Genomic DNA, 11,271 nt, shown 5'->3' on the forward strand with positions numbered 1-11,271 from the left:
GTCGCTGGTGGGCCCGTGGTGTTCGCGCGTGTGAGTCCGCGCGGAACGGGATGCGCCAACTGCCCATCCGGGGCGTCTCTGCGGCGCCGCGGGCGAGGTGTCCTGCACGCGCATCCGGGAGATCTGTTTCAAGATCATTTCCCAGGACTCTCCCAAAGGGCCCTCAGGAAGCAGTCAGGGGCCTGATCCGCGATGCGGATCAGGCCCCTGACCTTTTGTTCCTTCAGTCGGGGTGGCGGGATTTGAACCCACGACCTCTTCGTCCCGAACGAAGCGCGCTGCCAAGCTGCGCTACACCCCGAAGCAACGAGCTCTACTTTAGCGGACTGATCCCCGTAGGTGAAATCCGGTTCCTGTGGAGCGGGGGAGAGGGCCTGACCTGGTCGGCTCCGATGGTGATCAAAGGGAGCAGGAAGGCGGCGAGCGCGAGGGTGAGCGCGGTGGTGACGGTGGGCGGCGGGGCACCCGCCGCGGTCGGGAAGGCGAGGGCGAACGCGAGGTAGAGGAGGGGGTAGGCCGCCCACTGCCAGGCGTGGGGCAGGCGGAAGCGGCGGGGAGCGGTGAGCAGCAGCCAGTCGGCGAGGGCGGCGAGCGGGGTGAGGGTGGTGAGGAGGAGGGCGGAGAGGGCCTCGGCAGTAGTGGGGGCGCCGGTCCGCGGCAGGCTGAAGGCGGTGGCGTCGGCGGCGGGGAGGGCGTGGTGGATCAGGGCCGGGAGGACGAGGAAGGGGAGGAGGGCGCCGGTGAGGCGGGGGCTCACGGGGCGGCGGCCGGTCCAGGCGCGGTGCGCGGAGCAGGCGGCGGCCAGCGCCAGGGCGAGGTTGGCCTGCACGGTGAAGCGGGTGAGCAGCTGGGCCGGGGCGGGCGAGCCGAGGGCGGCGAGGAGCAGGCCGGTCAGTGCGGCCGCGGCGACGAGGGCGCGGAAGGCGGCGGCCGGCGGGCGGCGGATCGAGGGGGCGACGGCGGCGGCCGGGGTGCGGGCGGCGGCCGCGGCCGGGTCGGTGGCGTGGCGCGTGGACTGCGAGGTCCGGGTGGGATCGGACATTCCTCCACGTTAGGGGGATGATCGCCGGGGCGGGGAGACCTGATCCGGCAAAACCGCGGGTCGTCCACCAGGCCCACGTCCGAGGCCCACACCTCGGGCCCGGCGGCTCGGCTCTCAGGAACCCGAGCCGCCGGGGCGCGGCCTCAGTCCCGCGCCGTCAGGGTCAGCAGCGTCGCCTCCGGGGGGCAGGCGAAGCGGACCGGGGTGTAGCGGTTGGTGCCGCAGCCGGCGGAGACATGGAGGTAGGAGGTGCGGCCGTCGGCGGTGTGGGTGGACAGGCCCTTCACCCGCTCGGTGTCGATGTCGCAGTTGGTGACGAGCGCCCCGTAGAAGGGGATGCAGAGCTGGCCGCCATGGGTGTGCCCGGCCAGGATCAGGGGGTACCCGTCGGCGGTGAAGGCGTCCAGCGAGCGCAGGTAGGGGGCGTGCACGACGGCCAGCGAGAGATCGGCGCCGGATTCCGGGCCGCCGGCCACCTCGGCGTACCGGTCCCGCTTGATGTGCGGGTCGTCCAGGCCGGTCAGGGCGATCTCCAGGCCCTCCAGCTTCAGGCGGCCGCGGGAGTTGGACAGGCCGACCCAGCCGGCCGCGTCGAACGCGTCACGCAGCTCTTCCCACGGGTTGTGGACGACGCCCACGGCGGGGGCGTTGCCGTTGAGGCCGTGCCGGCCCTGGGCCCGCTCGATCAGGTAGCGGGCGGGGTTGCGCAGCTTCGGGCCGTAGTAGTCGTTGGAGCCGAAGACGTACGCGCCGGGGAACTCCATCAGCGGGCCGAGCGCGTCCAGGGTCTCGGGGACGCCCTCGGTGTCGGAGAGGTTGTCGCCGGTGTTGATGACGAAGTCGGGGCGCAGCCCGGCGAGCGACTGCAGCCAGCGCTGCTTCTTGCGCTGTCCGCTGACCATGTGGATGTCGGAGACCTGCAGGACGCGCAACGGCCGCATACCGCGGGGCAGTACGGGCACGGTGACGCGCCGCAGGCGGAAGGAGCGGACTTCGAAGCCGGCGGCGTAGGCCAGGCCGGCCGCGCCGACTGCGGTCAGGGTCAGGGGTACTCCGTATCGCGCGCGCATGGGTCCCATCGTCGCAGAGAGCGGGCGGTGGATGCAGCGCACGAGCGGCCCGTCGGGGGGCCGGGTGTGGCGGGGCGGGAGGAAAAGGCGCGCCGGTTGTCGGCGGGTGGGGGCATACTCAACGGCATGACCACGCTCAAGTCCAAGCTTCAGGACGACCTCACCGTCGCGATCAAGGCGCGCGACGAGCTGCGCTCCTCCACCCTCCGTCTCACGCTGACCGCGATCCAGAAGGAGGAGGTCGCGGGCACCGAGTCGCGTGAGCTGTCCGACGGCGAGGTCGAGAAGATCATCGCGCGGGAGGCGAAGAAGCGCCGGGAGGCCGCGGACGCCTTCGAGAAGGGCGGCCGCGCGGAGTCGGCCGAGCGCGAGCGCGCCGAGGGCGAGCTGCTCGCGGAGTACCTGCCCAAGCCGCTGACCGACGACGAGCTGGAGCAGCTGGTCGCGGCGGCCGTGGCGGAGGCCAAGGGCGCCGGTGCCGAGGGGCCGCGGGCGATGGGCGCCGTCATGAAGATCGTCAACCCTCAGGTGGCGGGCCGCGCCGAGGGCGGCCGGGTGGCCGCCGCGGTGAAGAAGCTGCTGGCCGGCTGAGCGGCCGGACCGCGTTCTCTAAGGGCGGCTGAGGGGCGCCCCCGTGGTGTGGGGCGCCCCTCAGCCGTTGTCGCGAGCCGTTGCCGTACGGGCCAACCGGCCGACGGTCAGCCGCCGTTGCCGCCGCCCAGGATGTCGGGGAAGCCCGGAATGTGCCAGCCGCCGCCCGGCTTGTTGCCGCCGCCGTGGCCCCGGCCGGGCTTGTGCTTGCCGCGGCCCTTGTCGTCCTCCTGGTGCCGGTCCTTGGCCGGATCGTCGATCGGGACGGTGGGCAGCTGGGGCGCGGGCCGGCCGTCGAGGGCGCCGGTCATCGCGTCGCGCCAGATGGGGCCGGGGGTGTCGGCGCCGTAGACCTTGTCGTGCGGGACCCCGCCGATGCTGATGTCGTACATCTTGCGCTTGTGCATCGGGTCGCCGACCCAGACCGCACCGGCCGCGTTCGGGGTGTAGCCGACGAACCAGGCGGCGTAGCGGCTGTCGCTGGTGCCGGTCTTGCCGGCGCTGTCCCGGCCCTGGAGGCCGGCCTCCTTGCCGGTGCCGTCCTCGACGACGCCCTTGAGCAGGGTGTTGATCGTGTCGGCGGTCCGCTTGGACATCGCGCTGCGGCAGCTGGTCTGCGGGACCTTCAGCGCCCGGCCGCGCGCGTCGGTGATCGACTCGATGGCGACGGGGGAGCAGTACTCGCCGCCGTTGGCGAAGGCGGCGTAACCGGAGGCCATGGTCAGCGGCGACATCTCCTGCACGCCCAGCGTCATCGACGGGACCTGCTGCAGGGGCTTGCCGTCCGCCCGCTCGATGCCCATCTTCTGGGCCATCTTCACCGCGGGGCAGATACCCATGTCGCTGATCAGCTGCACGAAGTAGGTGTTGACCGACTTCGCGGTCGCCTCCTTCATGGCGTACGGGCCGACCTCTTCCTTGTTCTCGTTCTGCGTCGTGTCGGTGCCCTGCCACTCGCCGTCGCAGGTCTGGACCGGGCTCGGGTACGGCATCCGGTACGGCGAGGGGTACTCCTGCTCCGGATTCGTCCCCTGTTCCAGCGCGGCCGCCGCGATCACCGGCTTGAAGGTCGACCCGGGCTGGTAACCGGCGCCGCCGCCCATGTCGTGGTCGACCGAGAGGTTGATCACGGTCTGGTTCTCGCCGAAGCCGTACGGGCGCGACTGGCCCATGCCGAGGATCTTGCCGGTTCCCGGCTCGACGAGGGTGGCGGCACCGGCGACCGGGTCGTCGTCGTAGACGTGGTCGCTCAGCGAGGCCTGGACCGACTTCTGGGACTGCGGGTCGAGGGTGGTGCGGATGGTCATGCCGCCCTCGTTCCAGCGCTGCAGGCGGACCTTCCGGTTCTTGCCGAAGTTCTTGCTGCTGAGGAAGACCTTGCGGATGTAGTCGCAGAAGAAGCCGGCGCCGTCGGCGGCGGTGATGCAGCCGTTCTTGGGACGGCTGATCGCCAGCTTGACCGGCTTCTTGGCGGCCGCGTCGGCCTGCGCCTGGCTGACGTCCTTCATATCGGCCATCCGCTGCAGCACGGTGTTGCGCCGCTTGGTGGCCTCCTGCGGGGCGCTGACCGGGTCGTAGCGGGTGGGCGACTGGACGATGCCGGCCAGCAGCGCCGACTCCTCCAGGTTGAGGTCCTTGGCGTGCTTGCTGAAGTAGCGCTGGGCGGCCGCCTCGACGCCGTAGGCCTGCTGCCCGAAGAACGTGATGTTCAGGTAGTTCTGCAGGATCTTCCGCTTGCCGAGTTCCTTCTCGACCTGGATCGCGTACTTCAGCTCCTTGACCTTGCGGCCGAGGGTCTGCTGGGTGGCCTGCGCGACCTTGTCCGCGTTGTCGCCGGCCTCCTCGATGAAGACGTTCTTCACGTACTGCTGGGTCAGCGTCGAGGCGCCCTGGGAGACACCGCCCGACTGGGCGTTCTTGTTGACCGCCCGCAGGATGCCCTTCACGTCGACGGCGCCGTGCTCGTAGAAGCGCGCGTCCTCGATCGCGACGATCGCCTTCCGGACGTACGGCGACATCTCGTCGAGGCCGACGACCGTACGGTCCCGGGAGTAGACCTTGGCGATCTCGCCGCCCTTCGCGTCCAGAATCCTGGTCCGCTGGCTGAGCGGTGGCGTCTTGAGGTTCGCCGGGATCTCGTCGAAGCCCTCGACCGACCCCTTGGCGGTCAGACCGAGCGCCCCGGCCGCCGGGAGCGCAAGACCGGCGAGGACCGCTCCGGCCAGGGCGCTGACACCGAGGAACTTGGCGGCCTGCTGCGTCTTGGACAGACCTCCGCCATCGCGCTTCTTAGGCATGAGAGCAGCCTACGTTCTCCATCCGCCGGACAGGGGCGCACGTGTTCGTTTAGCCTGTCCTCAGCTGCCACAGCCGAACGGTTACGCATCGGTTCGTCAAGCCCCACTTCCCGCGGGACGCGCCCCCACGTGCCCGCAGGTGTCGAGGAAAACCCCGTGTCAGGGCGGTGAACTGTCCCGCCTTGTACGCAAAGTGACGTATGCCGCACGGTCACTCCGTTGGGTGATCTGCCGCATACGCATAGTCCGTTCGGGCCATCCAAGATTGGGCCCGAAGGGGGTGTTGCGCCCTGCCTGCCTTCCGTAACGTCCTCAACTGGCAACGGTGAATATGCCGCTTGCCGCCGTGGGGGAGCCTCGATTCGGGAGAGGACGGCGCCAGCATGGGCTGGGTAACCGACTGGAGTACGCAGGCAGCGTGCCGCACGACCGATCCGGATGAGCTGTTCGTTCAAGGGGCGGCGCAGAACCGCGCCAAGGCGGTGTGCACCGGATGTCCGGTGCGCACGGAGTGCCTGGCCGACGCCCTGGACAACCGGGTGGAGTTCGGCGTGTGGGGCGGGATGACCGAACGCGAGCGGAGGGCGCTGCTGCGTCGCCGCCCGACCGTGACGTCATGGCGCCGGCTGCTGGAGACAGCGCGTACGGAATACGAGCGGAGCACGGGCATCCTGCCGGTGGACTGTGACGACGAAGCCTTCGACGCATTGGCCGCGGTGGGATAGCCGCGGGCGGGCACGGCCGGAGAAGTCGGCCGAGAAGGTTCGGTTGATGGCGCGGTCTGATCGGCCACCTGAGCGCCCTGGGCGTCAGTGGCCGTGAGATGCACCGGAGTTGGAGGCATGGATGGGGGGTGGGCGCGCTGATCCGGCGCGCCCGGTGAAGACGTCATACGACGCCGGGGTGTGTGGTGAAGGGCGCTTCGTCGGTGAGGGGTGGCTGAACCGGCCGTGCGTACGGGCCAGTCGGCTCAGTCGTCGGTGTCCGTGGGGTTCAGCGCCAGACGGTCGCCGATGGCACGCAGCCCCGCGAGGTCATGGACATCGCCGGGCAGCGCGGCGACCTCGGTCACCGGAACCTCGGGGTGCAGCGCGGTGAAGCGGTCCCGCGTGCGCCGTTCGCGCGCGAGGACCTGCATGCGTTCGGCGTGCAGTCGTAGCAGTCCGGCGGCCAGTTGAGCCGCTGAGGCCTGGGTGGATGTCGCGGGCTCCGCCACGGCGGGGGAGTGGCCGTCGGCGGTACGTGATCCAGCCTTCCCGCCGTCGAGATCCACAATGCCGTCGGCGGCAAGATTATTTTCCGCCCGGTCGGGTGCGGGACCGGCCACGGTGCCCGGGGCCGCGTCGGCCTCCGCTTCGGTGTCCGCGGGGGCGTCCGCGTGGGTGTCCTCCGCCATGCGGTCCGTGAGGGCCTCCGCCGCGGCCAGGGCGCGCTCGGCGCTCAGTTGGGCGGCGCCGCTGCCGTGTACGCGGTTCAGCACGAGGCCGGCCAGCGGCATCTGCTCGGCGGCCAGCCGCTCGACGAAGTACGCCGCCTCGCGCAGCGCGTCCCGCTCCGGCGCGGCCACCACGAGAAACGCCGTGCCGGGCGCCTGCAGCAGGCGGTAGGTGGCGTCCGCGCGGGTGCGGAAGCCGCCGAACATGGTGTCCATCGCGGCCACGAACGTCTGGACGTCGCGCAGCAGTTGACCGCCCATGAGCTTGCTGAGGGTGCCGGTCATCATCGACATGCCGACGTTGAGGAACTTCATCCCGGCCCGGCCGCCGACCTTCGCCGGCGCCATCAGCACCCGGATGAACTTGCCGTCCAGGAAGGAGCCCAGGCGCTTGGGAGCGTCCAGGAAGTCCAGCGCGGAGCGGCTCGGCGGGGTGTCGACGATGATCAGGTCCCACTCGTCGTTCGCGCGCAGCTGGCCGAGCTTCTCCATGGCCATGTACTCCTGCGTGCCCGCGAAACCGGCCGACAGGGACTGGTAGAAGGGGTTCTCCAGGATGGCGCGGGACCGCTCGGCGTCCGCATGGCCCTCGACGATCTCGTCGAAGGTGCGCTTCATGTCCAGCATCATCGCGTGGAGTTCGCCGCCCGCGGACTCGTCGACGTCCTTGACCTGGCGCGGGACGTTGTCCAGCTCGGAGATGCCCATGGACTGGGCCAGCCGCCGGGCCGGGTCGATGGTGAGCACGACGACCTTGCGGCCGCGCTCGGCCGCGCGCACCCCCAGCGCCGCGGCGGTCGTGGTCTTGCCGACGCCCCCCGAACCGCAGCACACCACGATGCGGGTGGCCGGGTCGTCGAGCAGCGTGTCGACCTCGAGCCGCGGGGCCGAGGCGTCCAGCGTCGTGGTGTCCGAGGTCATATGGGCCCCTGTTTCCGCAGGTCTCTCGCCAGGCGGTAGAGCCCGGCGAGGTCCACTCCCTCGGGGAGCAGCTCCAACTCGTAGGTGGGCAGGCCGATGGCGGTCAGTTCGGCGTGTTCGGCGCGCTCCAGCTCGACCCGCTCGGCGTGTTCGCGTGCCTGCTCCAGGAGGGGGTCGATCAGCCGCTCCGCCAGACCGCCGCGGCGGGCACCGCCCAGACCGGCCTGGGAGAGCGCCTTGGCGACGCCCCCGCGGGCGCTCCGGGCGGCGGTGTCCAGATCGCCGTTGTCCAGCAGCGCCGGGCGGGTCATGTTGATGACGATGCCGCCCACGGGGATACCGGCGGCGCGCAGCTCCTCGACCCCGTCGGCGGTCTCCTGGACGGGCATCTCCTCCAGGAGCGTCACCAGATGCACCGCGGTCTCGGGCGACTTGAGGACCCGCATCACGGCCTGCGCCTGGTTGTGGATCGGGCCGATCTTCGCCAGACCGGCCACCTCGTCGTTGACGTTGAGAAAGCGGGTGATGCGGCCGGTCGGCGGGGCGTCCATCACCACCGCGTCGTAGACGAACTTGCCGTTCTTGTCCTTGCGGCGGACCGCTTCGCACGCCTTGCCGGTCAGCAGGACGTCCCGCAGGCCCGGTGCGATGGTCGTGGCGAAGTCGATCGCGCCGAGCTTCTTCAGCGCCCGGCCCGCGCTGCCCAGCTTGTAGAACATCTGGAGGTAGTCCAGGAGGGCGCGTTCGGCGTCGATGGCGAGGGCGTGGACCTCGCCGCCCGCCCGTCTCCCGGCACCGCCGCGCGCGGCGTCGCCGCCGGACTCGGCGCGCACGGACGCCCACGGCGAGGCGCCTTCCGACGCCGGACCCACCGCGATCTTGCGCTCCTCGTACGGAAGCGCTTCGGTCTCGAACAACTGGGCAATGCCCTGTCGGCCCTCGACCTCGACCAGGAGGGTACGGCGCCCCTCGGTGGCGAGGGCGAGGGCGAGGGCAGCGGCGACCGTGGTCTTGCCGGTGCCGCCCTTGCCGCTGACGACATGGAGCCTGCTCACGCAAAGGAGCCTAACCAGTCCTCGTCCCGGCTACGCACGGGATACGCCTGGGAAGCCCCGGATATCTGCCGCCGGCCCGTCCGGGACGGATCAGGGATGATCCGTAGGGGTCCGGCGGCCGGGGCCGTGACCAGGCCACCGGACGCCGTGCGGGACGGCTGGGAGCGGGCCGCGGCGGACGGCGTCCACCGAGGTCCTGGACAGGCATTACGCTCGGCCCATGACCAAGTGGGAATACGCGACCGTGCCGCTCCTCGTGCACGCGACGAAGCAGATTCTGGACACCTGGGGCGAGGACGGCTGGGAGCTGGTCCAGGTCGTTCCGGGCCCGAACAACCCCGAGCAGCTGGTGGCCTACCTGAAGCGGGAGAAGCAGGCGTGAGCGCGGCCGAGGACAAGATCGCGGCGCTCGGGCTCAAGCTGCCGCAGGTCGTGCCGCCGCTCGCCGCCTACCAGCCCGCGGTGCGCTCCGGCGCCTATGTGTACACCTCCGGCCAGCTGCCGATGGTGGACGGCGCACTGCCGGTCACCGGCAAGGTCGGTGCCGAGGTCGGCGCCGAACAGGCCAAGGAACTCGCCGCGACCTGCGCGCTCAACGCGCTGGCCGCCGTGAAGTCCGTCATCGGTGACCTCGACAAGATCCAGCGGGTCGTGAAGGTCGTCGGCTTCGTGGCCTCCGCGCCGGACTTCACCGGCCAGCCCGGTGTCATCAACGGCGCCAGCGAATTGCTGGGCGAGGTCCTCGGCGACAAGGGCGTGCACGCCCGGTCCGCGGTGGGCGTGGCGGTGCTGCCGCTCGACGCGCCGGTCGAGGTCGAGATCCAGGTCGAGATCGCCGAATAGGCACCCGCAGCGACACCGGCACCCCTGGTGTGTGCCGTACGCCGGAGGGCCCCGCGCAGGTGGGGCCCTCCGGCGCGAAAGAGGCCCTCGAACATCCGCGCGCGAGCGCATAGCATCCGGCCATGTCGTCCACGACCAATGGCCAGTGGTACCCGCCGGAGTGGCCGGACCGTATCCGGGCGCTCGCGAACGGCGAGCTGACCCCTGCCGAGCCCCGGCGGGCCGCGACCGTCCTGCTGCTGCGGGACTCCGCCTCCGGCCGCCCCGATGTCCACATGCTGCGCAGACGCGCCTCCATGGCCTTCGCCGGAGGCGCGTACGCCTATCCGGGCGGGTCCGTCGATCCCCGTGACGAGCGGCCGGTGGCCTGGGCCGGCCCGTCACGCGCCCAGTGGGCGGTCCGGATGGGAGTCGACCCGGCCACCGCGCAGAGCATCGTCTGTGCGGCGGTCCGCGAGACGTTCGAGGAGTCGGGCGTGCTGCTCGCCGGCGCCTCCGCCGACACCGTTGTCGCGGACACCACGGGCGAGGACTGGGAGGCGGACCGCGCCGCCCTGGTCGCCCATGAGGTGTCCTTCGCCGACTTCCTGGACCGCCGCGGCCTGATGCTGCGCTCCGATCTGCTGGGCGCCTGGGCCCGCTGGATCACCCCGGAGTTCGAACCACGGCGCTACGACACCTGGTTCTTCGTCGCCGCACTGCCCGAGGGCCAGCGCACCCTCCCCCAGGGGCCGGCACCGGGCCCCGGTCCGGCGGGGACGCCCAGCGCCTCCACCGAGGCCGACCTCGCGCTGTGGATTCGGCCGGAGGAGGCCGCCGCCGGCTACGACCGCGGTGAGCTGCTGATGATGCCGCCGACCATCGCCACCCTGCGCGGGCTCCAGCCGTACGCCACCGCCGCCGACGCGCTGGCCGCGGCGGAGGCCCAGGACCTGACGCCGGTGCTGGCCCGGGCCCGCCTGGTGGGCGGCGAGATCGAGCTGAGCTGGCCGGGGCACGAGGAGTTCACCAAACACATCACACGGACGGACGCCGGTACCGGTGCCCCCGGGGGCGGTGCCCCTGGTGGGCGCACGGACGGCGCCGGCCCCTCGGGAGGGACCTCCGCATGACCGACGCAGCCGCCCTCCCCGGTCAGCCCCGCGGTGGCGTGATCGCGGGGCCCGCGACCGCGCGCGCCCACTGCGTGCTGGCCCCGAACCCGTCGCCGATGACGCTGGACGGCACCAACACCTGGATCGTCGCCGAGCCGGACTCCGGCCTCGCGGTCGTCATCGACCCCGGACCGCTCGACGAGAGCCACCTCCGCGCCGTCATCGACACCGCCGAGCGGGCCGGCAAGCGCGTCGCGCTGACCCTGCTGACGCACGGTCACCCGGACCACTCCGACGGCGCCGCCCGGTTCGCCGAGCTGACCGGCTCGTCCGTACGGGCACTGGACCCGGCACTGCGCCTGGGCGACGAGGGGCTCGAAGCGGGCGATGTCATCACCACCGGAGGCCTGGAACTGCGGGTGGTGCCCACACCGGGCCACACCGCGGACTCGCTCTCCTTCCACCTCCCGGCCGACCGCGCGGTCCTGACCGGGGACACGATCCTGGGGCGCGGCACCACCATGGTCGCGCACCCCGACGGGCGGCTCGGCGACTACCTGGACTCGCTGCGCCGGCTGCGCTCCCTGACGGTCGACGACGGGGTGGCGACGGTCCTGCCGGGCCACGGGCCGGTGCTGAACGACGCTCAGGGGGCGGTGGAGTTCTATCTGGCGCACCGGGCGAACCGGCTCGCCCAGGTGGAGACCGCCGTCGAGGCCGGCCATCGCACCCCCGCCGAGGTCGTCGCGAGCGTGTACGCGGATGTCGACCGTTCCCTGTGGCCGGCCGCCGAGCTGTCGGTACGGGCACAGCTGGACTATCTGGGCGTCTCACCGCCGCCGATGCCCATCACGTCCAGGACGGCCTGGATGCCGACCAGTTGGAGGGCGATGTACGGCATCGTGGCGAGGATGCCGGTGAGC

General features: G+C 71.7%; 10 protein-coding genes, 1 tRNA gene and 1 pseudogene. 6 read left to right on the forward strand and 6 right to left on the reverse strand.

The window, feature by feature from the left end:
- Nucleotides 1-227: 227 nt before the first annotated feature.
- The 3 genes from ACWC9R_RS20965 to ACWC9R_RS20975 form a co-directional block, all read right to left on the reverse strand.
- Nucleotides 228-301 (reverse strand) — tRNA-Pro (locus ACWC9R_RS20965).
- Nucleotides 302-313: 12 nt separating this feature from the next.
- On the reverse strand, nt 314-1,042 hold the full coding sequence (locus ACWC9R_RS20970) for a Pr6Pr family membrane protein (protein WP_450733533.1): 729 nt from the start codon (nt 1,040-1,042) through the stop codon (nt 314-316).
- Nucleotides 1,043-1,185: 143 nt separating this feature from the next.
- On the reverse strand, nt 1,186-2,112 hold the full coding sequence (locus ACWC9R_RS20975; protein ID WP_362603664.1) for a metallophosphoesterase: 927 nt from the start codon (nt 2,110-2,112) through the stop codon (nt 1,186-1,188).
- A gap of 126 nt (nt 2,113-2,238) precedes the next feature.
- Between ACWC9R_RS20975 and ACWC9R_RS20980 the strand changes: the two genes are divergently transcribed.
- Complete coding sequence (locus tag ACWC9R_RS20980; protein WP_450733535.1) at nt 2,239-2,703, forward strand: GatB/YqeY domain-containing protein; 465 nt, start codon at nt 2,239-2,241, stop codon at nt 2,701-2,703.
- A gap of 107 nt (nt 2,704-2,810) precedes the next feature.
- Here the strand turns inward: ACWC9R_RS20980 and ACWC9R_RS20985 are convergent, their stop codons facing one another.
- On the reverse strand, nt 2,811-5,000 hold the full coding sequence (locus tag ACWC9R_RS20985; RefSeq protein ID WP_450733537.1) for a transglycosylase domain-containing protein: 2,190 nt from the start codon (nt 4,998-5,000) through the stop codon (nt 2,811-2,813).
- A 383-nt stretch (nt 5,001-5,383) separates the two neighbouring features.
- Here ACWC9R_RS20985 and ACWC9R_RS20990 point away from each other — a divergent pair, with 383 nt between their 5' ends.
- The gene (locus ACWC9R_RS20990) at nt 5,384-5,725 is read left to right on the forward strand and encodes a WhiB family transcriptional regulator (protein ID WP_362603659.1); all 342 of its coding nucleotides are present in this window, start codon (nt 5,384-5,386) and stop codon (nt 5,723-5,725) included.
- A 245-nt stretch (nt 5,726-5,970) separates the two neighbouring features.
- On the opposite strand, the gene ACWC9R_RS20995 is transcribed toward ACWC9R_RS20990, so the two are convergent.
- Together ACWC9R_RS20995 and ACWC9R_RS21000 are read right to left on the reverse strand one after the other, a co-directional pair.
- A complete protein-coding gene (locus tag ACWC9R_RS20995) occupies nt 5,971-7,356 on the reverse strand; it encodes an ArsA family ATPase (protein WP_450733539.1) in 1,386 nt (461 codons plus the stop codon).
- Entirely contained in the window at nt 7,353-8,411 is a 1,059-nt protein-coding gene (locus tag ACWC9R_RS21000; protein WP_450733541.1) for an ArsA-related P-loop ATPase, read from the reverse strand. The genes ACWC9R_RS20995 and ACWC9R_RS21000 overlap by 4 nt, the downstream gene beginning before the upstream one ends.
- Before the next feature lie 220 nt (nt 8,412-8,631).
- Between ACWC9R_RS21000 and ACWC9R_RS21005 the strand changes: the two genes are divergently transcribed.
- The 4 genes and pseudogenes from ACWC9R_RS21005 to ACWC9R_RS21020 all read left to right on the forward strand — a co-directional run.
- Nucleotides 8,632-8,793, forward strand: a complete 162-nt coding sequence (locus ACWC9R_RS21005) for a DUF4177 domain-containing protein (RefSeq protein ID WP_003975360.1) — start codon at nt 8,632-8,634, stop codon at nt 8,791-8,793.
- Nucleotides 8,790-9,254 carry a RidA family protein gene (locus tag ACWC9R_RS21010; protein ID WP_362603653.1) on the forward strand — a complete coding sequence of 155 codons (465 nt, stop codon included), beginning with the start codon at nt 8,790-8,792 and terminating at the stop codon, nt 9,252-9,254. Before ACWC9R_RS21005 ends, ACWC9R_RS21010 begins: the two co-directional genes overlap by 4 nt.
- Nucleotides 9,255-9,376: 122 nt before the next feature.
- Nucleotides 9,377-10,366 (forward strand): NUDIX hydrolase, encoded by a 990-nt coding sequence (locus ACWC9R_RS21015; protein WP_450733544.1) that lies wholly within the window; start codon nt 9,377-9,379, stop codon nt 10,364-10,366.
- A pseudogene (locus ACWC9R_RS21020) lies at nt 10,363-11,172 on the forward strand (MBL fold metallo-hydrolase); the annotation flags it as partial. The gene ACWC9R_RS21015 and the pseudogene ACWC9R_RS21020, both read left to right, overlap by 4 nt.
- Nucleotides 11,173-11,271 lie beyond the last annotated feature (99 nt).

The sequence above is a fragment of the Streptomyces sp. NPDC001219 genome (assembly GCF_053597915.1).

What these genes read in the sequence shown, in the direction of transcription:
- ACWC9R_RS20985 (WP_450733537.1), bottom strand. Translation starts at nt 5,000, where the DNA reads ATGCCTAAGAAGCGCGATGGCGGAGGTCTGTCCAAGACGCAGCAGGCC.
- ACWC9R_RS21015 (WP_450733544.1), top strand. Translation starts at nt 9,377, where the DNA reads ATGTCGTCCACGACCAATGGCCAGTGGTACCCGCCGGAGTGGCCGGAC.
- ACWC9R_RS20980 (WP_450733535.1), top strand. Translation starts at nt 2,239, where the DNA reads ATGACCACGCTCAAGTCCAAGCTTCAGGACGACCTCACCGTCGCGATC.
- ACWC9R_RS20975 (WP_362603664.1), bottom strand. Translation starts at nt 2,112, where the DNA reads ATGCGCGCGCGATACGGAGTACCCCTGACCCTGACCGCAGTCGGCGCG.
- ACWC9R_RS20970 (WP_450733533.1), bottom strand. Translation starts at nt 1,042, where the DNA reads ATGTCCGATCCCACCCGGACCTCGCAGTCCACGCGCCACGCCACCGAC.
- ACWC9R_RS20995 (WP_450733539.1), bottom strand. Translation starts at nt 7,356, where the DNA reads ATGACCTCGGACACCACGACGCTGGACGCCTCGGCCCCGCGGCTCGAG.
- ACWC9R_RS20990 (WP_362603659.1), top strand. Translation starts at nt 5,384, where the DNA reads ATGGGCTGGGTAACCGACTGGAGTACGCAGGCAGCGTGCCGCACGACC.
- ACWC9R_RS21005 (WP_003975360.1), top strand. Translation starts at nt 8,632, where the DNA reads ATGACCAAGTGGGAATACGCGACCGTGCCGCTCCTCGTGCACGCGACG.